Source organism: Leifsonia sp. 2MCAF36 (genome assembly GCF_052115525.1).
GTDB lineage: Bacteria > Actinomycetota > Actinomycetes > Actinomycetales > Microbacteriaceae > Leifsonia.
In genome coordinates, this window is sequence record NZ_JBFRGV010000012.1 from 99,991 (window position 1) to 125,011 (window position 25,021).

The window sequence follows — 25,021 nt, forward strand, 5'->3', positions numbered from 1 at the left end:
GCATCAGCGACCGAGCCCGCGATACGTCCAGCCGGCTGCTCGCCACGCGTCGCGGTCGAGGCAATTGCGGCCATCGATGATCGTGCGGTGGGCGACCAGCTCGCCCAGCGCCTCCGGGTCCAGGCCGGTGAACTCGGGCCATTCCGTGATCAGGAGGACCACATCCGCGTCGCGCACCGCCTCCTCGGCCGAGCCGACGAGCGTCAGCTGGGGGGCGCGGCGGCGCGTGTTCTCGACGGCCTGGGGATCGGTGGCGATCACGATCGCCCCGCCCTCCGCGAGACGCAGGGCGATCTCCAGGGCGGGCGAGTCGCGGACGTCGTCGGAGTGCGGCTTGAAGGCGAGGCCGAGCACACCGACGCGGACCCCGGAGAGCTTCCCGGCCTGCTCCTCCACCATCTCGACCACTCGGGCGCGGCGGCGGAGGTTGATCTTGTCCACCTCGTCGAGGAAGCTCAGCGAATCCCCTCGGCCCAGCTCGCGCGCCCGGGCGCTGAAGGCGCGGATGTCCTTCGGCAGGCACCCCCCGCCGAAGCCTACTCCCGCGTTGAGGAACCGTCGGCCGATGCGGGCGTCGTGCCCGATCGCATCGGCGAGCTTCGTCACGTCGGCGCCGGTGACCTCCGCGATCTCGGCCATGGCGTTGATGAAGGAGATCTTTGTGGCCAGGAAGGCGTTCGCCGACACCTTGACCAGCTCGGCGGTCGCGTAATCCGTGACGATGACCGGCGTTCCGGCCCCGACTGCGGAGGCGTAGACCTCGTCGAGCAGCCGCGCCGCGCGCGCGCCGGCCTCGCCATCCGGTACGCCGTAGACGAGGCGGTCAGGACTGACCGTGTCCTTCACCGCGAAGCCCTCGCGCAGGAACTCCGGATTCCAGGCGAGTGTCGCACCCGGCTGCCTTTCGGCTACCAGCGCGGCCAGGCGGCTTGCCGTCCCGACCGGGACCGTGCTCTTGCCGACGATCAGGTCGCCGTCTTTGGCGTGTTCGAGGAGCGACGCGAAGGCCGCGTCGACGAAACGCAGGTCGGCCGCGTCGCCGTCCGCCACCTGGGGCGTTCCGACGGCGACGAAGTGGACGTCGGCATCGGCGGCCGCGGCGAAGTCGGTGGTGAAGCGCAGTCGACCCGACTCCCCTGCCGTGGCCAGCACCTCGGGCAGGCCTGGCTCGAAGAAGGGGGCGCGGCCCGCGGAGAGGGAGGCGATCTTCGCCTCATCCACGTCGATGCCGACGACGTCGTGGCCCAGATGGGCCATCGAGGCGGCATGGACGGCACCGAGGTAGCCGCAGCCGATCACGGAGATTCTCATGACGTCCCGGCGCTCAGGTGAAGTCCGGGTCCGGCTCGTCCACGTACGCGGGTGCCGCATCCACCGGCCAGCGCCTGCGGCCGTTGTTGAGCACGCCGCGGCTCTCCTGGAGATAGCAGTTGCCGCACAGCGACTCGTACGAGACCGATGCGCCGTCGATCGCGACCTGGTCCCCATCGAAGACGAAGACGCCGTCGATCTTGCGCGCGTTGAAGATCGCCTTGCGCCCGCAACGGCAGATCGTCTTCAACTCCTCGAGGCTGTGCGCCACCTCGAGCAGGCGACGACTTCCGGGGAAGGCGACCGTCTGGAAGTCGGTGCGGATGCCGTACGCCAACACCGGGATGCCGTCGAGCAGGGCGATCCGCAGAAGGTCGTCGACCTGAGCCTCGGTGAGGAACTGCGCTTCGTCCACGAGAAGCGCACTGACGTCCGTGTCGAAGCGCTTGATGGTGCGCTCGCGATGCCGTTGGAAGGCACCATAGGCGTCCGTGTCCGGAGTGATGAGGAAGTCCACCTGCCGGGTGACGCCCAGCCGCGAGAGGATGCCGAGGTCGCCCTTGGTGTCGACCGATGGCTTCGCGAGCAGGACGCGGTGCCCCCGCTCCTCGTAGTTGTAGGCGGCCTGGAGCATGGCCGTACTCTTGCCGCTGTTCATCGCGCCGTAGCGGAAATACAGTTTTGCCACGCACCGATCCTAGAGGGACGGGGCTGTGAGCGCGGCGACGGCGCGTCAGGTCAGGTAGCCGTCCTCCGCCGCGCGACGGATCAGATCCGCTCGCGAGCTGGTGGGACGACCCGCCTTGCCGTACTTCTCACGCACGCGACGCAGGTACGTTTTCGCCGTCTCGTACTGGACGTTCATGGCCCGCGCCACCTCGGAGGTGGTGCGTCCGTCCGCGTACAGCACCAGCGCCTGACGCTCCCCGTCGCTCAGCCGCGGGCGGGCGGAGTCCGGGATGAGCGGCTTGGGCCGCCACGCCGGCCGCGCCGACGCGGACCGCACGACACCGCGTCCGACGGCGGAGAGAGCCGCGGCGACCAGCTCCGTCATCGGCTGGGATTTGGTCACGTAGGAGATCGCGCCGGCGGCGAGGGCGGCATCGCGGTCTTCGGGGGTGTCCACCGCGCTCAGCACGACCACCTTGGCTCCCGCGGCTCGGCAGGTGCGCACGCGGGCGCCGATGGAAACGGACTCCTTCAGCTGCAGGTCCATGATGACGAGATCAGTGGGGAAGGCCTCGCTGTGCACCAACTCCAGCCAGCTGGTCGCCCGCACCACGAGGTCGAACTCGGGGGCGTTCTTCTCGATCCAGGTCGAGAGGCTGTCGAGCAGGATCTCGTGGTCGTCGAGGATGGCGAGCCGGATCGGCGGCTCGACCTGGTGGACTGAGGAGCCGCTGGGCGCGGTCGGATCGGGGTGTGGGGGCGTCATCGTCTTCTCCCAACAGGTTAGGGGACACCGCCCTCCCGGTAATAGCCGAATCGGACGATCAGATCACCTCCGCGTACCGCCATGGTGGCCCGCATGGCGACGGCGTTGAGGGAGCTGACGAAGGGGAGGAGTTCCCGGCGCAACTCGACCCGCGGCTCGTCGATGCGGGCCTGGAGGACGAACGTGGGCCGATCGGGGTCGCTCGCCGAGAGGTGCACGCTGGACGGATCGAGGCCGGGTCGTGCGGCGACCGTGGCGATCAGCGCGCCGACGATCGCGCGCTGATCCGCGGTCAGGACGCGCTCCAGACGGTCGGGGTCGTCGACCCGGTCGGGGCGCGGACCATCACTCGGGGCAGCCAGCGCGAGCCGCTGGCCCAGCGCCAGGTCGAGGGTGTCCGCCAGCCAGGTGCGCCCCAGAGACTGCACCGACATCTTCCGGAGGCGGTCTGCGATCGCGCGGGCCAGATCCCTGTCGTCCTCGGTGATCTCGCCCCGGTCCGCCAGCCCGGTGAGGAACGGCACCGCCTCGGCGTTGAGCGCTGTCATCCGCTCCTGGGCGACCATCCGCTGGGCCGCCTGACGCAGCTCTCCCTCCAGGCGCGTCTGACCCTCGCGCGCGACCTCGCGCCAGCGGAGCGTCTCGCCGGTCAGCGTCCAGGCGTAGCCCGCTCCCCCCGCCGCCAGCGCCAGGATGGGCGTAGCGGCGACGGTGGCGTAGACCAACGGGGCGTTGCTGATCACGAGCGAATGCTGCGCGGCGGCAAGCCACCCGAGAACGACCGCCGAGACGACCGCCGACACCGCCACTTCCCCGATCGGGCGGTACAGAGGCATCGCGACGATCAGCAAGGCGACCGCGATCTGCCCCCAGTCGTCCTGGATCCGGTCGTTGCGGCCCCAGACCGAGGCATCGAACAGGCAGCCCGCCACCAGCGTCACCCCGATGACGGAGAAGTGGGACCACCGCCCGAACGGAGCCAGCCCGGGGTGCGTGCGGATGGCCGCGACGGTGACCGCGATCAGGAGCACGACGACCGCCACCACCCCCAGCGCGACGTCGTGGAACTGTGCGCGGTGAACGAGCGTCGAGAAGACGGCGTACGCGACGGCGAGTGCACCCAGCAGGGGCACGAGGAGCCAGGCCGACTGTGCGCCGAGCGGGTCGAGGCGTTGCGGTGTGCGCTCGACCGCGACGGAACGCGCACCGACGATGGTGCGCGGGCTGAGAGCGGTCATCGGGCATGACCCCCAGGGGTCTCCGGCGGCAGGGTCTGTCCGGTTGGTGTGGACGGGGTCGTCGGTACGGTCAGGATGACGGTGGTGCCGACGTCGGCGGCAGAGTAGATGTCGACACTTCCGCCGACGCGCGCGATGCGGTCCTCGACGGACTGCCGCAATCCGAGCCGGTCGGCTGCCGGCCCTCCGGCCGGGAAGCCGCTCCCGCCATCCACCACCATGACCGAGAGCGAGCCCGCGTCCGCGGAGAGCGCCACCTCGGCGGTGGGACTGCCGGAGTGCCGGATGACGTTCACGAGGCACTGTCGCACCGCCAGCCCGACGGCACGGCGCACCTCCTCGTCGAGCCGGACGAAGGAGCCCCGGTCGCCGGAGATGTCGACCGTGAGTCCCTCATCCCGGGCCGCCTCGATCGCGCGGTGGAGCTCGCTGTCGTACCAGGGGTCGGCGGAGGGACCCGCCGCTTCGGCGGCGGTTCCGGCGATCCCCGCGGTTCCTTCGGATGCGGTGCGCTCCTGGTCTCGGACAGTGGCCGGCTCGGCGCTCAGCCCACGCAGGTCGGCCTCGATCCGGCGGCCCAGGCGGTCGTCGAGCGGCCCAGGCCGCGAGCCGGCGACCGCGACCAGCTCGCTCAGCACGGTGTCGTGCAGGTCGGCCGTTGCTGCAGCCAGGAGTTCACGGCGGAGGTCGACCAGCCGCGCATCCCGGACGGCCCTGTGCAACGCGGTCTGTGCCCGGGAGCGGGTGCCGCGGGTGAGCCCGTCGAACGCCAGGATGCCCACCAGCAGCAGGTACGCCCCGAGCGAGATGGCATCGGGGACGTACGTGCGCCCGGTCGTGGTTGCGCCGAAGATGACAGCCGCTTCGGCGAGCGCGAAGCCCAGCGTCGCCCACAGGATTCCGGCGAGGGCGCCGGTGCCGGTGCCGCCCACGAGCGTCATGGCGACGACCGGGAGGGCGACGACGAAGAGGTTCGTGTCGCGGTAGGCGGGGGTGCTCGTGAACAGCGCAACGACGTAGAAGTACGTGCAGGCCGCGCCGACGACCAGGTAGGCGATCGTGAGTCCGACCGTTCGGCCGCGCGCCAGCACCACAAGCAACGCGACCATGGGGACGAGCGCGAGCAGGCTGACCCACGATGTCAGGTTGTTGCCGCTGACGCTCGACGTCGCCACGTTGACTGCGGCTGCGGCGAGGCACACCAGGCCGGCCCAGCGGGCCGCGGTCGCAAGGGACCGAGAGTTAGCCGGTCGCGCAAGGTGGCTGGGCAGACCGAGCGACACGACGTCCGTCCCTTCGAGGGCCGAGCACGCCTCAGTCCTTTCGGGATTATGGCATCCCGAGCGGCGGCTGTGTACCCCGAACTCGTACCCCGACGCGGGCGGCATCCGATTAGCGCATTGCGGTGTCGTCGGCCGTACGTTGTGCGATCAGAACAGGGTCGGCTGCACCCCCAATCCCGTCAGCGACGCGCTGACCACGGAGGCCGCATCGGGCGCTTCGCTCGAAGCCGCCCGGACGGCCGAGCCGACTGTCCGTCGTTCACCCTCATCGTCGCGCAGCATCCCCAACGCCGTGGACCGCACACCTCCGGTGAGCGGGTCCTCTCGCCCCCGCTCCAGCCCGTGCGCCCGGATCAGCGGTTTGATGCGGCCGGCCAGCCAGCGTCGGTACTCCTGTGGCGCGTAGGTTCCACGGCCGTACATCTTCCGGTACTGCGGCAGCAGCTCGGGGTGCGCCTCCCCGAGCCAGAGGTAGAACCACTCCTTCACGCCAGGCTTCAGGTGCAGCGCGGAGTACAGCACCGACGTGGCCCCCGCCGCTTTCGCCTGGCGCAGCGCCTCGTCGAGGTGGGCGCGGCTATCGGTCAGGTACGGAATGATCGGCATCAGGAAGACCGCGCAATCGAGACCGTGATCGCGCACCGCCGTCACCGTCGCGAGCCGCGCCTTGGTTGTCGGAGTGCCCGGCTCGACGGACTGCTGCAGCTCGTCGTCGTACACCGCGATCGACATCGCCAAGTCGACCGGCACCCGCTTGTTCGCCTCGGCGAGCCGGTCGAGATCGCGTCGCAGCAGCGAACCCTTGGTGAGGATGCTGAACGGCGTTCCCGAGTCGGCCAGCGCGTCGATGATCCCGGGCATCAGAGCGTAGCGACCCTCCGCCCGCTGGTACGGGTCGGTGTTCGTTCCGAGCGCGACCGGGTGGTGTCCCCAGCTGGGCTTCGCGAGTTCTGTACGCAGCACCTCGGCGACGTTGACCTTGACGATGATCTCGTTGTCGAAGTCTTTGCCGGAGTCGAGGTCGAGGTAGGTGTGCGTCGGCCGTGCAAAGCAGTAGACGCAGGCGTGCGAGCAGCCTCGATACGGATTGATCGTCCAGCCGAACGGCATCGGCCCTCCCCCGCCCGGGATGCGGTTCAGCGCCGACTTCGCCAGCACCTCGTGAAACGTGATGCCGGCGAAGTCGGGCGTACGGACGGACCGCACGAGGTTGTTCAGCCGCGCCAGCCCGGGCAGCGCGGACGGCTCATCGACCGACAGCTCCTGACCACTCCAACGCATGCCTCCATTCGAACATATGTTCGAAGCTTAAGCAAGGTGCACGGTCTCCCCTCCCCAGCCGGAGCGCAGCCAGCGATCGTGGCTGGCGACCACGACCGCGCCGGGGTATGACCCCAGCGCCTCCTCCAGTTCCGTCGCCAGAGCCAGGGACAGGTGGTTGGTCGGCTCGTCGAGCAGGAAGAGGTGCGGCGGCCGCGCGACGATCAGCGCGAGGGCCAGCCGTCGCTGCTGCCCGACCGACAACGACCCCACCGGCCGGTCCGCATCCCGCGGCGCGACCAGACCAAGGGAGGTGAGCGGGACGGCCTCCGACCGCCGCTCGCCCATGGCCGCCTCATAGATCCGCCGCGGCGACACCGACGGATCGGCGAAGCGCACATCCTGCTCCAGCAGACCCACACGCAGACCACGGCGGCGCTGCACAGACCCCGACCCCGGCTCCAGGCGCCCGGCGAGCACCGACAGCAGGGTCGACTTGCCGGCACCATTCGCCCCCGTGACCAGGACGCGCGAGGACGGCCCGACCGAGAACTCCTGGACGGACAGCCGCCCGGGAATGCGGACGTCACTGGCGTGCACGAGGAGCCCCGTGCCATCCCCCAGCACCTGGTACCCGGCCGGGATCCCGGCGAAGCTCAAGGGCATGGGTGGCTTGCGCACCTGGGCGTCCCGCAGCGACTCCAACCGCCCCTCCGCGTTCCGGATGCGCCGGCTGATCTGCTTGTCCAGTGCGTTCCCCTTGACCGACTTAACGAACTTGTCGTTGTCGCGGATCTTCCCGGACCAGGCGATCGACCGCGACGTCACGTCGACGGCGTGCTTCAGCTCCTTCAGCTCATGCTGTTCGTCGGAGAACTGCTTCTCCCACCGCGCGCGCTCCGCCGCCTTCTCACCGAGATAGGCGCTGTAACCGCCACCGAACACCGTGGTCCCCGATCGGCTCGGGTCGAGGTCGAGCAGCCCGGTCGCCACCGCGTCGAGGAACGCGCGATCATGGCTGGCGAAGATCACAGGGCCCGCCCATCCCTTCAGCTGACGCTCCAGGAAGGCGGCGGCCTCGTCGTCGAGATGGTTGGTGGGCTCGTCGAGCAGCAGGGCGTCCGGTCGTCCGAGCAGGAGCGCGGCGAGCGCGAACCGGCTGCGCTGCCCGCCCGACACCTCGCTCAGCCGCCGGGCCAGCGGGATGTCCCCGACGCCGAGCCCGGCGAGGAGCTCGTCGCGTCGGGAGTCGACGCTCCAGATCTCGGCGCGTTCGGCCTCCGCCAGCGCCGCGTCGTAACGCGCCGAGGCCGCGGGGTCGTCCGACCCGAGGGCGACCGCCGCCGCCTCCAGCTCGCGCTCGATGGCGCGGACGCCCGCGAGCGCATGCTCGACCAGTGCCGCCAGCGTGTCACCCGGCTCGAACCGCACCTCCTGCCAGAGGAAGCCGGTGCGGGCCGGGCGGATGAGCGCGCCGGCGTCCGGCGTCTCGGTGCCGGAGATGACCCGGAGCAGGGTCGACTTGCCGGCGCCGTTCTCGCCGATCAGCCCCAGCCGCTGGCCGGGGGCGACCGTCAGGGAGACGTCGGTGAGCACGCGGCGTTCGCCATAGACGACGGACACACCGTCGGCGCGCAGGGGTGTGAGTGTGATCGTTGGCATGAGAACCGTCCTTCCGGGCGCTCCACAGGGAGCGGGTTCCCGCCGGGCGATCTCCGTCATGAGCGGCGCTGGAGCGCCCAGGTGCCTGACCGGGCTGCGCTTGACCTGTGGGTCCTCACTCACATCGACGGCGCCTCAGGCGCGGGACGTTAGGAGGTTCTCACTTCATAGCGTGGACGACCATAACAGGTCGTCCACGCCGTTGTCCAGTCTCGCTACTGCTGCAGCTGGAGGGTCTCCGCCTGCAGCTGGAGGGTCTCCGCCGTCGTGGAGAGCACGCGCTGCGCCTCCTCCGGCCGGTCGTTGAGCGTCCTTCCGACCGTCGGGATGAGCTCCTTGATCGTCGGCAGCCAGCCGGAGAACCGGTCCGGGAAGCAGTGCTTCAGCAGGTCGACCATGATCGGAACGGCGGTGGATGCGCCCGGCGAGGCCCCCAGCAGGCCGGCGATCGAGCCGTCCTCCGCCGCAACGACCTCGGTGCCGAACTGCAGCACTCCGCCCTTCTTCGGGTCCTTCTTCATCACCTGGACACGCTGGCCGGCCGTGATGAGCTCCCAGTCCTCGCTCTTCGCCGTCGGCATGAACTCCTGGAGGGCCTTCAGCTTCTTGGCGCGGTTCGCCAGGACCTCCCCGACCAGGTACCTGATGAGGTCGAAGTTGTCGCGCGCGACAGCGAGCATGGGCCCGAGGTTGCCCGGGCGGACCGAACCCGGCAGGTCGAACCACGAGCCGGTCTTCAGGAACTTCGGGCTGAATCCGGCGTAAGGCCCGAACAGCAACGACGCCTGCCCGTCGACCACGCGTGTGTCGAGGTGCGGCACGGACATCGGCGGCGCGCCGACGGCCGCCTTGCCGTAGACCTTGGCCTGGTGCTGAGCGACCAGGTCCGGATTGCTGGTGCGGAGGAACTGGCCGGAGATCGGGAATCCGCCGAAGCCCTTGATCTCGGGGATGCCCGACTTCTGCAGCAGATGCAGAGCGCCGCCGCCCGCGCCGACGAAGACGAACCGGGCGGTCATCACGTGCGAGGTGTGGCCGACTTCGTGCCGCACCTTGAGGCGCCACAGGCCGTCCTTCGTCCGCTTGATGTTCCGGACGCTGTGGTTCAGCGCGAGCTCGGCGCCGTTTTCGACCAGGTTGTCCATCAGTGCCCGGGTGAGCGCACCGAAGTCGACGTCCGTGCCGGCGCTCTGGCGCGTCGCCGCAATGCGCTGCTTGGCGTTGCGCTTCTTCGTGAGCAGCGGCGTCCACTCACCGATCACCGCGGGGTCTTCGGAGTACTCCATCCCGGCGAAGAGGGGCTCGTCTTTGAGTGCCTCGTAGCGCTTGCGAAGGTAGCGGACGTTGTCGCGGCCCTTCACGAAGGTCATATGCGGGGTCGAGTTGATGAAGGTGCCGGGCTCCGGCAGGTCGCCGGCGGCGACCAGGCTCGCCCAGAACTGGCGGCTGAGCTGGAACTGCTCGTTGATGCTGATCGCCTTGGCGGGGTCGACGGTGCCGTCGGAGGCCTCGGGCATGTAGTTCAGCTCGCACAGGGCGGCGTGGCCGGTGCCTGCGTTGTTCCAGGGGTTGGACGACTCCTGGGCCACCTCGCCCAGCCGCTCGTAGATCCGGATGCTCCAGTCGGGCTGCACGCGCTGGATCATGGCCCCCAGCGTGGCACTCATGATGCCGCCGCCGATCAGGACGACGTCGATGGGAGAATTGCTCACCCGACAATTCTATGACGCGGGAGGCTCCGGGCCGCCCCACGGGCGACCCGGATCTCTCGACGTCGAGACAGTCCGGGGCGTTAGCGCTACGCGGTGACGGGGTTCGCGAGCCGCTCGGCGACGAGCTCGGCGATCTGCACCGCGTTGAGAGCCGCTCCCTTGCGCAGGTTGTCGTTGCTCACGAACAGTGCGATGCCGCGACCCTGGGGCGCCCCCTCGTCGGCGCGGATGCGGCCGACGAAGCTGGGGTCGCTCCCGGCTGCCTGCAACGGGGTCGGGACGTCGGTGAGCTGGACGCCGGGAGCGTCCGCCAGCAGCTCGGCGACGCGCTCCGCGCTGATCGGGTTCGCGAACTCAGCGTTGATCGAGAGCGAGTGACCGGTGAAGACGGGCACGCGCACGCAGGTGCCGCTGACCAGGAGCTCGGGAAGGCCGAGGATCTTGCGCGACTCGTTGCGGAGCTTCTTCTCCTCGTCCGTCTCGTTCAGGCCGTCGTCGACGATGGAGCCCGCGAGCGGGATGACGTCGAACGCGATCGGCCGGACGTACTTGACCGGCGCGGGCAGCGTCACGGCCGAGCCGTCGTGGACGAGCTCGAGCAGGTGCTCGTCGGCGACCGCGGCGCGGGCCTGCTCCGCCAGTTCCTCGGCGCCGGCCAAGCCGGATCCGGAGACGGCCTGGTAGGTGCTGACCACGAGGCGGGTCAGGCCGGCCTCGTCGTGCAGCGGCTTCAGGACGGGCATGGCCGCCATGGTCGTGCAGTTCGGGTTGGCGATGATGCCCTTGCGCGCCTCTGCGATCGCGTCCGGGTTGACCTCGGAGACGACGAGCGGGACGTCCGGGTCCATCCGCCAGCCGCTGGAGTTGTCGATGACGATGGCCCCGGCCTCGGCGAAGCGCGGGGCGTGCGCCTTCGATCCGGTCGCTCCCGCGGAGAACAGGGCGATGTCGATGCCGGAGACGTCAGCCGTGGCGACGTCCTCGACCGTGATCTGCTGCCCCTTGAACGGCAGGGTGGTGCCGGCCGAGCGGGATGAGGCGAAGAAGCGGATGCTCTTCACCGGGAAGGCGCGCTCCTCGAGCAGGCGGCGCATGACGCTGCCGACCTGGCCGGTGGCGCCGACGACGGCCAACCGCACGCCGTTGCTGTCGAAATCGGTGAACTCGCTCATGTCATCCCCATTCGGGTCGTGTACTGAAAGGGAACCGCCGGAACGGGAGGCGCATTCCCCGGTCGGTGGCTAGCGGCCGGTCCCGGCGTAGACGATGGCCTTCTCGTCGCCGTCCAGCCCGAAGGCGGTGTGCACGACGCGTGCGGCCTCGGCGACGGTGTCGGCGCGCGTCACGACCGAGATACGGATCTCGCTGGTGGAGATCATCTCGATGTTGATGCCCGCGTCGTACAGCGCCTCGAAGAGCATCGCCGAAACACCGGAGTTGGTTCGCATCCCGGCGCCGACCAGCGCCAGCTTGCCGATCTGGTCGTCGTACTGCAGGGACTGGTATCCGACCTCGTCGCGCTCGCCGGTCAGCGCGGTCAGGACGCGCTGGCCCTCGGACTTCGGGAGGGTGAACGAGATGTCGGTGAGGCTGGTGGCCGCGGCGGAGACGTTCTGCACGATCATGTCGACGTTGGCGTTGGCCTTCGCGACGATCTTGAAGATCTGCGCGGCCTTGCCCGGGACGTCGGGGACGCCGACGACGGTGATCTTGGCCTCGCTCAGGTCGGTGGCCACGCCGGAGATGATGGGCTCTTCCACGGTTCCATCCTTCTTGGCGGCCTCGGCGGCCGCTGCTTCGTTGAGGACATAGGTGCCCTCCTTGTTCGAGAACGACGAGCGCACGTGCAGGGTCACATTGTGCCTGCGGGCGTACTCGACGGCGCGGATGTGCAGCACCTTCGCGCCGGCGGCGGCCAGCTCCAGCATCTCTTCGCTGGTGATGCGGTCGATCTTGCGGGCGAGCGGCACCTGTCGCGGGTCGGACGTGAACACGCCGTCGACATCGGTGTAGATCTCGCACACTTCGGCGTGCAGCGCGGCTGCGAGCGCGACCGCGGTGGTGTCAGAACCGCCCCGGCCGAGGGTGGTGATGTCGCGCGACTCGCGGCTGAAACCCTGGAAGCCGGCCACGATGGCGATGGCCCCCTCGCTCAGCGCATCCTGGATGCGGCCGGGCGTGACGTCGACGATGCGGGCGGAGCCGTGCTGTGCGTCGGTGATCATGCCCGCCTGGCTGCCGGTGAAGGACCGGGCGTCGTAGCCCATGCTCTTGATGGCCATCGCGAGCAGCGCCATGGAGATGCGCTCCCCGGCGGTCAGCAGCATGTCGAGCTCCCGAGGGGCCGGGATGGGCGTGACCTCGTGCGCCAGGTCGAGCAGCTCGTCGGTGGTGTCGCCCATAGCGGACACGGCCACGACGACCTCGTTGCCCGCCTTGCGCGTCTCGACGATGCGCTTCGCGACGCGCTTGATGCTCTCAGCTGTCGCGACGGACGAACCGCCGAACTTCTGGACGATGAGGGCCACGGACACTCCTGAACTCACGGGTTTCCCATCCTACCGGCCGGGATATGGCGGTTCCTTCATGTGACGGCATCGACGGAGAGAGCGGCGCGAGTGCCGGCGGACCCGCCGCAAAGCGGAGGAGTTCCGGGGTTCGGCCGTCAGGTCGTCCTCCGGTAGCTGACGGGCGGCGGCGTGTCCGACCGCGAGTCCTCCGTTCCCCGCGGCGCAGGAAAGGGAGGAGGCGGCGGCTACCTAGCGGCGTGTCGGCGGGGAAGGGAGGAGTCTGAGCGGAAGAGAGGACCGAACGCCTCCGCGAGTCAGGTTACCGGTTTCGACGAGGTGCTCGAGTGAGTCCGGCCCCGGTCAGGAGACCTGGCGGCGGCCCTCGAACGCACGGCCGAGGGTTACTTCGTCCGCGTACTCCAGGTCGCCGCCGACCGGGAGGCCGGAGGCGAGGCGCGTGACGCGGATGTCGAGCGTCGTCAGCAGGCGACTCAGGTAGGTCGCGGTCGCCTCGCCCTCGAGGTTGGGGTCGGTCGCGATGATGACCTCCTGCACGGTGCCGTCCGCGAGGCGGGGCATCAGCTGGCGGATGCGGAGGTCGTCGGGGCCCACCCCGTCGATCGGGCTGATGGCGCCGCCGAGCACGTGGTAGAGCCCGCGGAATTCGCGGGTGCGCTCGATCGCGACGACATCCTTCGCCTCCTCGACCACGCAGATCAGCGCGGGGTTGCGGCGCGGGTCACGGCAGATGGAGCAGGTCACCTCTTCGGAGACGTTGCCGCAGATCTCGCAGAACCGGACCTTGTCGCGCACCTCGAGCAGCACCTCCGCCAGCCGGGTGACGTCGAACGTCTCGGTCTGGAGGATGTGGAACGCGATGCGCTGGGCGGACTTCGGGCCGATGCCCGGCAGCCGCCCGAGCTCGTCGATCAGCTCTTGGACGATGCCTTCGTACACCGGCTACCTCATCCCCGGGGTCGGAGGCGCGGGCTGCTCCTCGATGAAGGTGGCGCCCAGGATCTCGCGCACCACGGCCTCGCCATAACGCTGCGGCTGTTGGAACGTGGGTGTGCGGGACCCGGTAGCCGGGGCGGACGCCGAGCGGGAGCTGCGGGCGCCGGCTGCGCCCGCACCGCTGGGAGCGCGCTGCGCATCGGGGGCGGTCCGCGTCGAGGCCGGCGCTGAAGCGCCCTCCTCCACCGGACGGCCGGCGCTTCCGGCGGATGGGGCGGCGGCCCAGTCTCCGGTCGGCTCTTCCGGGACCGGCGGCTCGTACGGCGGCTCGATCTCAGGCGGAGGGACGTCGTCGAAGGGCGGCTCGTCGGGCGCGGGAGTCACGGTGGGTCGGACGGACGGCGTCGGTGGCGCCGTCACGGCCGGCTGCGCGGCGGAAGCCCGCGCGGCCGGAGCCTGCCCGGCCGACGGATCCGCGATGGGACGCTCCAGCGTCGCGACCGCGGCGGACGTGGCGACGGCGGCCGTCTCGACGACCGCTGCCGCGGAGGAGGGGATCGTGGCGGTCGCCCACTCCGTGACCACACTGGCCGCCGCGCCGGAGGAAGGAGCGGGGGCACCGTGAGTCGCGACGGAAGCGGCGGACGCGGTAGGAGCGGATGCGACAGGCGCGGGCGAAGCCGGAGCTCCAGAGCCGGCTCCAGCAGCAGCTGACTCGACGGGCGCGACAGTCGTTGCGCCACCAGGCTCTGCACCCGGCCAGGTCTCGGCGGTCGGCGCTGTAGGCGCACCGCCGGACGGCCGGGGTGATCCGCCCGAACCGGGCGCGGAGTCGGCGCGCGCGATGAACTTCACCCGGATGCCGAGGATCTCGACGATCGCCTGGCGGAGGTGCTCGCTGACGCCCGGCGCCCCGCCGGCATCGGGCTGGCGGAAGCTCTGCACGTCGTTGTCGCTGGGGAACGACAGCGTCAGCACGTCGCCGTTCAGCGAGCGGACCTGGGCCGTGAAGACGACCATCCAGGCGCTGCGCTTCGCACGCTGGACCGCGTCCAGGATCTGCGGCCAGGAGTCTTTCACCTGCTGCGTGGTCACCGGACCCACCTCCGAGGCGACCTCTCCTCCCGGTGCGGCCGCGGCTGGCGCGGTCGGCGACGAGCCTGCAGCAGTCACGGCCCTCGCATCCGGCACCACCGGTTCAGAAGCCACCGGCGCCGGCGCCGCGGCCGTTGCCGGCGCCGGAGTATCGGGCGAGGGCGCCGCAGCGGGCGGGGTCGGGGCAGGGGCAGCAGGAGCCGCAGCAGCGGCAGCCGCAACCCGCGGTGCAGGAGCCGCCGCTCGCTCGGTACGACGCTCTGGCTCCCCCGCCACCGCATCGCTGACGCCGACCCGGCGCTCCAGCCGCTCCACGCGTGCGAGCGCACCGCGCTCGCTCTCATCGCTCGAGGGCACGAGAACGCGGGCGATCATCAGTTCGAGGTGGAGCCGGGGCGAGGTCGCCCCGGTCATCTCGGTGAGGGCGGCGTTGACGATGTCGGCGGCGCGGCTGAGCTCGGCGGCGCCGAACTTCATGGCCTGCACGCCCATCCGGTCGAGTTCGTCTTGCGGGACGCCGCGGAGCACGGCCGCCGCGCCCTCCACGCTGGTCGCGGCGACGACGATGAGGTCGCGCAGCCGCTCCAGCAGGTCTTCGACGAACCGCCGCGGATCTTGACCGGTCTGGACGACACGGTCGACCGCGGAGAACGCGCCCGCCGCATCGCGCGCCGCGATGGCGTCGATCACGTCGTCGAGCAGCGCTGCATGCGTGTAGCCGAGGAGGGCGACCGCGCGCTCGTACTCGATCGCGCTGCCCTCCGAGCCGGCCATCAGCTGGTCCAGCAGGGACAGCGTGTCGCGCGGCGAACCGCCGCCGGCGCGCACGACGAGCGGCAGCACTCCGGGGGCGACCGTCATGCCCTCGCTGTCGCACAGGCTCTGCACGTACTCGAGCATCTGCGCAGGCGGCACCAGGCGGAACGGGTAGTGGTGAGTGCGGGAGCGGATGGTCCCGATCACCTTCTCCGGCTCGGTCGTCGCGAAGATGAACTTCACGTGCTCCGGCGGCTCCTCCACGATCTTGAGCAGAGCGTTGAAGCCCTGAGGCGTGACCATGTGGGCCTCGTCGAGGATGAAGATCTTGTAGCGGTCGCGGGCGGGCGCGAAGATGGCGCGCTCGCGGATGTCGCGCGCATCGTCGACGCCGTTGTGGCTGGCCGCGTCGATCTCGACAACGTCGAGCGAGCCGCCACCGTCGCGGCTCAGCTCGATGCAGCTCGCGCATTTGCCGCACGGGGTGTCGGTCGGGCCTTCTGCGCAGTTCAGGCAGCGGGCCAGGATGCGCGCCGACGTGGTCTTGCCGCACCCGCGCGGACCGGAGAACAGGTACGCGTGATTGACGCGGTTGGTGCGCAGCGCCGTCATCAACGGATCGGTCACCTGGGACTGGCCGATCATCTCGGCGAAGGTGTCGGGCCGATAGCGGCGATACAGGGCGGTTACCACTCACACATGGTACTCACCGCCGCCGACATTCTGGTGGGATCGCCGCTCAGGGGCCCCGGACGTTCAGCGCCCGCGCGATCGCCGACCAGAGCGACACCCGGGCGTCCTCGGTCGCTTGCGCGGCGGGCGGCGGCGGGAGGTAGAGGGGCGTGTACGGCGGAACGTAGAAAAGGTGCGTCGCCTGAGGCGCACGGATGTACGCATCGCCGCCGCGGGCGGGCCGAACGGCGGCGGCCTCGTCCAGCCACGTGCAGGCGTTGTCGAGCTGCTCGTCCTGGCCCGCGCATCCCAGCACCACCGGTCCCCGGATGCGCGTCAGGTCGAGCACGGCCGCCCGGGTGACCCGATGGGTGCCGCTCAGGCAGGGCACCCACGATCCACCGACCGTCACCGCCGGGCCCGGTACCGGAGACGGGCACACCAGGCCGGTCGTTCCGGCCGGGGCGATGGCTCCGTAGACGAGCTCGGGATGGGCGACCGCGGTCCACAACGCCAGTTGCGCTCCGCGCGAGGTGCCGAACACGAACACGCGTCGCGGATCGACGCCCGGCTGCGAACGCAGCCAGTTCAGGGCAGCGACCACGCGCTCTGCGGGCAGGGTCCGGATCACGTTCACCTCGCCGGCGGACCCGTACGTCGAGAACGCCAGCGCCGGGTAGCCCATCGCCGAGAGCGTGGACGCCGCCAGCACCCCGCTCGGAGCCCCCGGATCCGTCCCGTCCAGGACGAGGACGGCGGGCCGCGGCGCACGGGAACCGCTCCCCGGCTCGAAGTAGTCGCCGGTGATCCCGTCGTCGAACACCGCGCGCGACGGCGCGACCGACGTCAGACCGACCCGGTGGATGCGCCGTGCCGCGATGCGCCGGCCGCCGACGGTCGCATCCAGGTCCACGGACATGCTGGCCCCGCCCCACTGCTCGGGCGAGCTGGCGGTGGCTCCGGAGGCGGTGCCCAGCGACCAGAACAGGCCCATCCCGTCCGCCCCGGAGAACGGCGCCTCGACGGGCGCCTCGCGGTCGAGGTCCACGACGCCGGACGACGGGACGACGTAGACCGCCTGCGACGACCACTCGGTTCCGGCAAGCGCGTGCGCCCGCACCGTCACCAGGGCGCCGGGCGGCAGGGCGACGAGGCGCATGTGGATGGGCTCCCAGACGCCACTCGGCTCGACGTTGAGCTCGAAGCGCGGGCCGTCGGCACCGGGGGTCTGCCCGCAGCCGACCAGACCGGCGAGCGCGATACCCAGCGCCGCAGCGGCCGCCGCCAGCCGAGTTGTACGACCCCGGTTGCTGCCCCTCATGGCCGGATCGCCCCCGCCAGCTTGGCGATGACGAGGGCCCAGAAGGCGTTCCTGGCATCCTCCGTCGCCTGCGCGGTCGACGGTGGGAGTTCACTCAGACCGATCGGGAGGAGCGGCGGAGTGGTGATGTCATGTCCGGCACCATCGGCGTAGAGGAAGGCGTCCCCGTCGCGTGTCCCGCGCACCTGCTCCCCGGCCCTCGTCCAGTCGCAGGCGGTCGGGAGTTGCGCATCGGCCGTTCCACAGGCGAGCACCACCGGTCCCGGGATGCGCTGGAGCGCCAGGATGTCGGTGCCCGCGATGGTCCGCTCCGGGTTCGCGCAGGGCAACGGCTCCCCCTGCTGAATGAGCAGCGGGCTCCCCGCTGCCGAGGTGCACTGCAGAGCGGTGGCCCCGCTGGCGGCGAACGCGCCGTGGATCCGGCCGGGGTCGTTTGCGGCGAACCACAGCGCGAGCGAGGAGGCGCGCCCGGTGCCGTAGACGAAGATGCGGTCCTCGTCGACGGTCGGCAGCGACGAGAACCAGGCGAGGACCGCATCGAACGTCTCGACCGACAGCGCGGCCGAACCGGGAATCTGCCCGGCCGGGGCGAACGCGGGCAGCACGAACACCGGGAAGCCGGCCGGCGCGATCATGTGGGCGACGAAGGCGCCGGCCGCTCCCCCGTCATCCCCGTCGATCACGATCACGCCGGGCCGCAGCTCGACGGGGGTCGGATTCGCCCCCACCAGGGACCCGACCCGCGCGGTCGGCGCGATCGCCGATGCCTCCGGATCGCCGGTCGCGATCAGGTCGCTGCCCGGCACCTCTCGCTCCTGGGTGCCCGCGGAAAGGGCCGAACGGTGCAGGACGTCGGAGACGACCGGGCGACCGTCCTGCTCGGCGGTGAAGCGGACGTCCAGTCCCCTGAACACCCACTGCGCCTCCAGCTGCTGCTGGCTCAGCGGCGCGCCGGCCAGGCTCCACAGCAACCCGGACCCGTCCGCCCGAGGGAACGGTGCCGCGAGCGGCTCCTGCGTCCACAGTTGAACGCGCCCGTCCGGAGGGACGGCGTAGACGGCCCGCGAGGAGAACCAGCCCGAGGTGGTGCGGGCCCTGGCGCTGACCACGACCGGGTGCCCGGGCTCCAGCCCGGCGAGCTGCACCCCGATCGGCTGCGTGACCGCGTCGCCGAAGCGGCTGAATATGAAACGGGCACCGCCGCTGGGCCCTGCGCTGCACGCGGAGGCGACGAGCGCGATGGCCAGTGCGAGCGCCACGGCTCCGGACCAGCGCGGGACCTTCAGCCGCCTCATCCCAGCACCGCCCGGAGCAGAGCCCGGCCGACGGCGTTCCAGAAGGCGATGCGCGCCACTTCGGTCGGCTGACCGCCCGCGGCCGGCAGCGCGATCGGAAGCCCCGGGGGAACCGAAACGGGATGCGCGGCCTGGCCCGCGAAGATGACGGAGTCCTCCGCCCGCGGCCGCCGGGTGGCGGCGAGCGCCCGCTGCCAGTCGCAGGCGTTCGGGAGCACCTCGTCTTGCTCTCCGCACGCCAGGACGACGGGGCCGTCCACGCTGCCGATCGAGGGGATGGCGGACGGCACGACCGTCCGCGCGCTCGTGAGGCACGGGAGCCCGGACGCGTCGTCGAAGGCGGGGGCGATGTGCGCCGTCGGCAGGCACAGCAGGGCCGGGGTGCCGCCCGCGACGAAGAGGCCGCGCACGCGAGCCGGGAACCGCGTTGCAGCCCAGACCGCGATCTGCTCCGCGGCGCCGGTGCCGTACACGTAGATCTGGTCATGCACGATGTCCGGGCGATCGGCCAGCCAGTCGAACACGGCCTGCACGGTCGTCTCCGAGATCAGGCCGGTCGAGCGGATGTGGTCGGAGGCCGCCGTGACCGGGACACGGAGAACAGACGCGCCGAACTGTGCGATCAGCGGCGCGGTGTACTCGGCCGAGGCACCGGGGGTGGGGTCGTCGAACATCAGCACCGCGGGCGTCTGCGGGTGGTCGAGGGTCGCCGCACCGAAGAAGGTGCCGAGCGGCACATCCTCGTGCGTCTGCCGCGGCGTCCGCGGGTCGATGGCCGGCCGGAGGTCGCGCGTGTACAGCGTGCGGACCGACAGGGAGGCCGCCAGCCCGTCGAGCTGGAAGGTGCGCGAGGCGACCGGGCGGTCGCCGTCAGAGGCCGTCAATGTCACGTGGATGGTGTCGTGCATCCACTGCCGGACGGCTGCCGTGTCCGACAGTCGCGGACCCCGCAGTGACCAGAACAGACCGGCCGAGTCCGGCTCCGCGAAGGGCGCGAGCTGCGGCCGGGCGGTGGCCAGGTCGAGCGTCCCCGACGCCGGGACCGTGTAGATGGCGGCAGAACCCCACGAACCGTGGACGGTGGTCAGCCGAGAACTCAGCCGGAGCCGCGCCCCCGGCTCGGCGCCGACCAGCTGCAGTGGCACCGGCCAGAGCACGGCGCTGTAGCGCACCAGCGGTGGGGTGACGAACCGCGGGCCGGCCCCGCCCTGGACGGCCCCGCAGCCCGCCAGCACGGACACCGCGACGACGGCCGGGGTAACGACCGCCAGGACGGCCGCGAGGCGCGCACGCAGCGACCGCCGCAGCCTCCCCTGCCGCTCGCCGTCGCCGCCCCATCGCCGCATGGCCCCTGCTCCTGTCAGCCCCCGGTCGTGTCCCGGACCGCCTGCAACGACTGCCGCGAGATCTCCAGCTCCTCATTGGTCGGCACCACAAGGACCGTGACGGCCGAGTCATCCGCGGAGATGATCCGCGCCTTCCGCGAGGGACTCGCGTTGCGCTCCGGGTCGAGCCGGATGCCGAGCACCTCCAGGCCGCCGACGACCTCCGCACGCAACTGCGCGTCGTTCTCGCCGACGCCCGCGGTGAAGGTGAGCACATCGAGGCCCCCGAGCAGCGCCGTGTAGGCGCCGATGTAGTGCTTGAGCCGGTGGACCGTCACGTCGAGGGCGAGCCGCGCCGGGCCCTCTCCACGGTCGGCAGCGAGCCGCACATCCCTCATATCGCCCCGGCCGGAGAGCCCGAGCAGGCCGCTCCTCCGGTTCAGCAGCTCGTCGAGCTCGTCGGTGGTCAGCTGCGCCCGCCGCGCCAGGTGGATGAGCACCGCCGGGTCGAGGTCGCCCGAGCGGGTGCCCATCACCAGGCCCTCGAGCGGGGTCATGCCCATCGACGTGTCGACCGATCGTCCGCCGTCCACCGCGCAGGCGGATGCGCCGTTGCCGAGGTGCAGCACGATCTGCTTCAGCTCGCCGAGCGGCCGGTCCAGGAACTGCGCGGCGGTCTCGGAGACGTACTTGTGCGACGTGCCATGGAAGCCGTAGCGCCGGACGCGGTGGCGCTCGGCGAGGTCGGCGTCGATGGCGTACGTGTACGCGGCCGGCTCCAGGGTCTGGTGGAACGCCGTGTCGAAGACGGCCACATGCGGGACATCCGGAAACGCCTTCTCGGCGGCGCGGATGCCCTGCAGGTTCGCCGGGTTGTGCAACGGCGCCAGGTCGGAGAGGTCCTCGATGTTGATCTCGACGAGCGGGGTGATGATGGTCGGCTCGAAGAAGCGCTTGCCGCCGTGCACGACCCTGTGGCCCACCGCATCCAGCGGGTTCTCCGCAAGGCTGGGGCCTTCGGCCTCGAAAGCGTCGAGCATGGCTCGGAAGCCCGCTGTGTGGTCGGGGATCTCCAACGTCCGCTCGGTCGTTCCGCGCGGTCCGCGGTGCGAGGTGCGACCGCTGCCCTCCCCGATCCGTTCCACCAGCCCCGACGCGAGAGACTCCTCCGACTCGCTGTCGATCAGCTGGTACTTGAACGACGACGAGCCGCTGTTGACGACGAGGACGGCGCTCATGACAGCGCCGCCTGGATCGCGGTGATGGCCACCGTATTCACGATGTCGTCGACCGTCGCACCGCGGGACAGGTCGTTGATCGGCTTCCGCAGTCCCTGCAGCACCGGCCCGATCGCGACCGCGCCTGCACTTCGCTGCACCGCCTTGTACGTGTTGTTGCCGGTGTTGAGGTCCGGGAAGATGAACACCGTGGCACGCCCGGCCACCTCCGATCCGGGCATCTTGGCGGCGCCGACCGCCGCATCCGCCGCCGCGTCGTACTGGATGGGACCGGCCACCGCCAGCTGGGGGGCCCGCTGCCGGACCAGCTCGGTCGCAGTGCGCACCTTCTCCACGTCCGCCCCCGCGCCGGAGTCGCCGGTCGAGTAGGAGAGCATGGCCACCCGCGGCTGGATGCCGAACTGCTCGGCGGTCATCGCCGACGAGACCGCGATGTCGGCGAGCTGCTCCGACGTCGGGTCCGGGATGACGGCGCAGTCCCCGTAGACCAGCACCCGGTCGGCCAGCGCCATCAGGAACACGCTCGAGACGACCGACACGCCGGGGATCGTCTTGATGATCTCGAAGGCCGGCCGGATGGTGTGGGCCGTCGTGTGGGCGGCGCCCGACACCATCCCATCGGCGAGGCCCAGGTGCACCATCATGGTGCCGAAGTACGACGCGTCGGTCACCGTGTCGGCGGCCTGGTCGACGGTGATGCCCTTGTGCGAACGGAGCCGGGCGTACTCCTCCGCGAACCGCAGTCGCAGCACGTCGTCGAACGGGCTGAGCACCTCCGCGCCGGACAGGTCGAGGCCCAGCTCGATCGCCCGCGACCGCACCTCGAACGGCTCGCCGAGGATGGTCAGCCGGGCCACTCCGCGCGACAGCAGCGTGTGGGCGGCGCGCAGGATGCGGTCGTCCTCCCCCTCCGGCAACACGATGTGCTTCTTCCCGGCACGCGCCCGCTCGATGAGGTCGTACTCGAACATCAGCGGCGTGACGACGTCGTGCCGGGTCACGTCGAGGCGGGCGAGAAGCGCGGCCGCATCCACGTGCCGTTCGAACAGCGCAAGCGCTGTGTCGTACTTGCGCTGCGAGTCGGCCGCCAGCCGGCCGCGCGCGTGCGTGATGCGGACCACGGTGTCGTACGTGTCGAGGCTCGTTCGCACGATCGGCAGCGGCGAGCGGAGGCCGGCCAGCAGCCGTTCGATCGGCTCGGGCAGCTCGAAGCCGCCGTTCAGGACGATGCCCGCGATCGACGGGAAGGTGCCCGACGCGTTCGCCATCAGAACAGCCAGCAGCACCTCGGTCCGGTCGCCCGGGACGACCACCACAGCGCCGTCGACGAGCCGAGGAAGGACATTGTTCATCGACATGCCGGCGACGACCACACCGAGGGCCTCGCGGGCCAGCAGCGTCTCCTCGCCCGCGATCAGTGTGCCGCCGGTCTGCTCCATGATCGAGCGGATGCTCGGCGCGACCAGGAACAGGTCCTCCGGGATCGCCCACACGGGCGGTCGGTCGCTGGTCCCTGCCGCCACGGCCGCGGCCTCGACCGCCGAGCCGACCGCGGCGACGATGTCGTCCAGCCGGTTCTCGTCGGCGCGGTTGGCGACGACCGCGAGCAGTCCGGCGTGCTCGACGCGCAACTCGGCGACCGCGAGTTCAGCCAACTGGCGCAGCTCCTCCGGCGAGCGCGGGTCCGCCTGCCCGAGGCGCTCCCCGAAGCCCTGACCGACCCGTCCACCGAGCACCAGCAGGACGGGAGCGCCCAGGTTGGCGGAGATGCGCGCGTTGTAGGCGAGCTCGGTCGGGCTTCCCACATCGGTGAAGTCGGAACCGAGGATGACCACCGTGTCGCACTGAGCCTCCACGGCACGGAACCGCTGGACGATCGCGGCGAGTGCGGCGTCCGCGTCCGCGTGGACGTCCTCGTAGCTGACGCCGAGCGCCTCCTCGTAGGAGAGGCCTGCGGTGGTGCGCTGCAGCAGCAGCTCGAGCACGTAGTCCCGCTCCTCCGTCGACCGGGCGATCGGGCGGAACACGCCCACCCGGCCGACGGAGTGCCGCAACGACTCGAGCACCCCGAGGGCGACCGTCGACTTGCCCGTGTGGCCCTCGGCGGAGGTGATGTAGATCGAACGCGCCACGTCAGCCGATCCGCTCGATCGCGGGGATCGCGTAGCTGCCGTCCAGCACATCCTCGCCGGGTTCGTACAGCCGCAGGATCGGGCGGAAGGGCCCGGCGGGCGCGGGCAGCCAGTTCGCCGCAGCCTTCTCGTCGGTGGGTCGGGTGGCGCTCATCGTGATGGTCAGTCCTCCGTCGTCGTCGTACACGAGCCTGGGCGTCCGGTCGCCGACCGAGTAGCGCTCGATCGGGTTGCGGACGAGGTAGTAATGCGGAAGGTCGTACATGGTCAGCGACCAGAACGCGCCGACCGGCGGGGTCGGGTTCAGGCGCAGCCGGTAGCTGTGCTCACCGTCGAGCCGCTCACCGTCGGCGTCCTCGTAGGTCATGATGTAGGCCGCCTCGTACCCGTGGTTGCCCCACAGACCGGCGAGAGCGGCGGACGCGCGGTGCGCATAGCGGGTGCGCGGGTCGGGCAGCTTCCACTCCGGGGAGTCGATCGCGCCAAGCTCGAAGAAGTCGAGGTTGTAGTCGAACACATGCAGGTTGACCAGCCAGTGGTCGACCAGCAGGCCGGCGTTGTGCAGCGCCGACTCGAGCGCCTCCTTGCCGAGGACGTAGCCCTCCTCCAGGGCGTCGCGGACGCCCTCCGGCTGGTCGGCGACGCTGTACGGGCTGACCAGCCCGAGCGGAGCATACGAGTCGAGCGCCGCCCGGTCGCGCTCGGCCGGGGGAAACGCCCGGGACCACACGCGCAGCTTCTCGAAGAAGTCGAGCGCTGGGTCCCGCCCGGGCGACACCGCGGGGACGCCCTCCGGTGGGACGGGGGTATCGCGCACAGGGGTGAGGGCGAGGGCGTCCTGCAGGGCGTGCACCGCGGGGAGGTCCTCCTCGCCGGCGACCGCCCAGCGGCCCACGATGGTCCCGACGCGGGTGGGGAAGCGGATGGTGGGGATGCGGGCATCCATCTCCACGGCGCTGTCGCTATCGCCGTCGCCGTCGCCGTCGACATCCGGCGGGAGGAGCAGGAACTCCCCCGCACCGCCGCCCGTCGCCCGGGTGCCAACATAGGCGAAGTTGTTCGTCCACGCGTCCACGAACTGGAGGACGTAATAGCGGTCACCCGCCTCCGGCACGCTCAGCCGCACCGGCCCGACGCCGAGGTCGACCTGGGCGATGGAGTACAGGGTGTCGTTGTTGATGGACACGAACGTGTCGTTCGGGCCGGCGAGCCGCCGGGCGTGGCCGAACGAGTTGAAAGGAGTGGCCGGCACGCCGCCGATGCCCTCCTCGGTGAAGCGGACGACCTGCTCCAGGCCGAACACCAGAGGGAAGCCCACGACGTACGCCTCGGTCGCCAGCTCGGTCAGCTGCTCGGTCACTGCGGCACCCCGTCCATCCACTGATCCACGGAAGACACGAATCATTCTACAGCGCGTAGAAGGGCTGGCACTGCTGGGCACAATATACGCGGCGCCGGTGGCTGGGTGCTGCACACAGAAAAGACCCCCCACGCACCCGCCAGAGCCCGGTTACCCTTGCTGCGTTTCCGCCCTGGGGGAGTTGGCCTGGATGGCGCCACGTGGGGAGCCGGAAACCAGTGTAGCGGGTGACGCTGGGCGACGTGTGCGCTGGGCACTCCGGCGATCAAGTAAGATATTGGGAGCCGTCGGCCGTGAGAGCGGAAGGCAGCGCCAGGAGAATTCGCCTAGTGGCCTATGGCGCACGCTTGGAAAGCGTGTTGGGTGCAAGCCCTCGGGGGTTCGAATCCCCCATTCTCCGCCAATTTCTTCCTTCGGCTTCTGCCTCGCGATCCCAATGATTGCGCGGAAGGTCGGCACTCC

At 70.8% G+C, this 25,021-nt stretch carries 18 protein-coding genes, 1 tRNA gene and 1 other RNA gene; 1 reads left to right on the forward strand and 19 read right to left on the reverse strand.

Translation table 11 applies throughout. From position 1 onward, the window contains the following. Positions 1–3: 3 nt before the first annotated feature. The 19 genes from AB4079_RS16990 to ffs all read right to left on the reverse strand — a co-directional run bounded on the left by AB4079_RS16990 (position 4) and on the right by ffs (position 24,772). Complete coding sequence (locus AB4079_RS16990; RefSeq protein ID WP_441788499.1) at positions 4–1,311, reverse strand: UDP-glucose dehydrogenase family protein; 1,308 nt, start codon at positions 1,309–1,311, stop codon at positions 4–6. Between the two features lie 13 nt (positions 1,312–1,324). After that, on the reverse strand, positions 1,325–1,999 hold the full coding sequence (locus AB4079_RS16995) for a thymidine kinase (RefSeq protein ID WP_441788500.1): 675 nt from the start codon (positions 1,997–1,999) through the stop codon (positions 1,325–1,327). Between the two features lie 45 nt (positions 2,000–2,044). Continuing rightward, complete coding sequence (locus AB4079_RS17000; RefSeq protein WP_441788501.1) at positions 2,045–2,746, reverse strand: response regulator transcription factor; 702 nt, start codon at positions 2,744–2,746, stop codon at positions 2,045–2,047. 17 nt (positions 2,747–2,763) lie between these two features. Continuing rightward, the gene (locus tag AB4079_RS17005; protein WP_441788502.1) at positions 2,764–3,984 is read right to left on the reverse strand and encodes a hypothetical protein; all 1,221 of its coding nucleotides are present in this window, start codon (positions 3,982–3,984) and stop codon (positions 2,764–2,766) included. Further along, complete coding sequence (locus AB4079_RS17010; protein ID WP_441788503.1) at positions 3,981–5,267, reverse strand: sensor histidine kinase; 1,287 nt, start codon at positions 5,265–5,267, stop codon at positions 3,981–3,983. The genes AB4079_RS17005 and AB4079_RS17010 overlap by 4 nt, the downstream gene beginning before the upstream one ends. A 147-nt stretch (positions 5,268–5,414) precedes the next feature. Next, positions 5,415–6,548 carry an Rv2578c family radical SAM protein gene (locus AB4079_RS17015; RefSeq protein WP_441788504.1) on the reverse strand — a complete coding sequence of 378 codons (1,134 nt, stop codon included), beginning with the start codon at positions 6,546–6,548 and terminating at the stop codon, positions 5,415–5,417. 27 nt (positions 6,549–6,575) lie between these two features. Beyond that, positions 6,576–8,189, reverse strand: a complete 1,614-nt coding sequence (locus AB4079_RS17020; RefSeq protein ID WP_441788505.1) for an ABC-F family ATP-binding cassette domain-containing protein — start codon at positions 8,187–8,189, stop codon at positions 6,576–6,578. A gap of 215 nt (positions 8,190–8,404) precedes the next feature. Beyond that, entirely contained in the window at positions 8,405–9,901 is a 1,497-nt protein-coding gene (locus AB4079_RS17025) for a malate:quinone oxidoreductase (protein WP_441788506.1), read from the reverse strand. A gap of 86 nt (positions 9,902–9,987) precedes the next feature. Then, positions 9,988–11,073: an aspartate-semialdehyde dehydrogenase gene (locus AB4079_RS17030; protein ID WP_441788507.1), complete on the reverse strand. Its 1,086-nt coding sequence runs from the start codon at positions 11,071–11,073 to the stop codon at positions 9,988–9,990. 69 nt (positions 11,074–11,142) lie between these two features. Continuing rightward, the gene (locus tag AB4079_RS17035; protein WP_441788572.1) at positions 11,143–12,429 is read right to left on the reverse strand and encodes an aspartate kinase; all 1,287 of its coding nucleotides are present in this window, start codon (positions 12,427–12,429) and stop codon (positions 11,143–11,145) included. 342 nt (positions 12,430–12,771) lie between these two features. Beyond that, positions 12,772–13,368: a recombination mediator RecR gene (recR, locus tag AB4079_RS17040; protein ID WP_441788508.1), complete on the reverse strand. Its 597-nt coding sequence runs from the start codon at positions 13,366–13,368 to the stop codon at positions 12,772–12,774. A 3-nt stretch (positions 13,369–13,371) separates the two neighbouring features. Then, positions 13,372–15,909, reverse strand: coding sequence for a DNA polymerase III subunit gamma and tau (locus AB4079_RS17045; protein ID WP_441788509.1), 2,538 nt, complete (start codon positions 15,907–15,909; stop codon positions 13,372–13,374). Between the two features lie 46 nt (positions 15,910–15,955). Further along, the gene (locus AB4079_RS17050) at positions 15,956–17,209 is read right to left on the reverse strand and encodes an acyl-CoA thioesterase/BAAT N-terminal domain-containing protein (protein WP_441788510.1); all 1,254 of its coding nucleotides are present in this window, start codon (positions 17,207–17,209) and stop codon (positions 15,956–15,958) included. Then, positions 17,206–18,504, reverse strand: a complete 1,299-nt coding sequence (locus AB4079_RS17055) for an acyl-CoA thioesterase/BAAT N-terminal domain-containing protein (RefSeq protein ID WP_441788511.1) — start codon at positions 18,502–18,504, stop codon at positions 17,206–17,208. Before AB4079_RS17055 ends, AB4079_RS17050 begins: the two co-directional genes overlap by 4 nt. Further along, positions 18,501–19,850: an acyl-CoA thioesterase/BAAT N-terminal domain-containing protein gene (locus AB4079_RS17060; protein WP_441788512.1), complete on the reverse strand. Its 1,350-nt coding sequence runs from the start codon at positions 19,848–19,850 to the stop codon at positions 18,501–18,503. The genes AB4079_RS17055 and AB4079_RS17060 overlap by 4 nt, the downstream gene beginning before the upstream one ends. Positions 19,851–19,864: 14 nt before the next feature. Then, complete coding sequence (locus AB4079_RS17065) at positions 19,865–21,067, reverse strand: acetate/propionate family kinase (protein ID WP_441788513.1); 1,203 nt, start codon at positions 21,065–21,067, stop codon at positions 19,865–19,867. Beyond that, positions 21,064–23,199, reverse strand: a complete 2,136-nt coding sequence (gene pta, locus AB4079_RS17070) for a phosphate acetyltransferase (RefSeq protein ID WP_441788514.1) — start codon at positions 23,197–23,199, stop codon at positions 21,064–21,066. Before pta ends, AB4079_RS17065 begins: the two co-directional genes overlap by 4 nt. Before the next feature lies 1 nt (position 23,200). Then, positions 23,201–24,559, reverse strand: a complete 1,359-nt coding sequence (locus tag AB4079_RS17075) for a DUF1254 domain-containing protein (protein WP_441788515.1) — start codon at positions 24,557–24,559, stop codon at positions 23,201–23,203. A 116-nt stretch (positions 24,560–24,675) separates the two neighbouring features. Then, positions 24,676–24,772: signal recognition particle sRNA small type (ffs, locus tag AB4079_RS17080), an RNA gene on the reverse strand. Between the two features lie 102 nt (positions 24,773–24,874). Between ffs and AB4079_RS17085 the strand changes: the two genes are divergently transcribed. Beyond that, positions 24,875–24,962 (forward strand) — tRNA-Ser (locus AB4079_RS17085). The last annotated feature ends 59 nt before the right edge of the window (positions 24,963–25,021 follow it).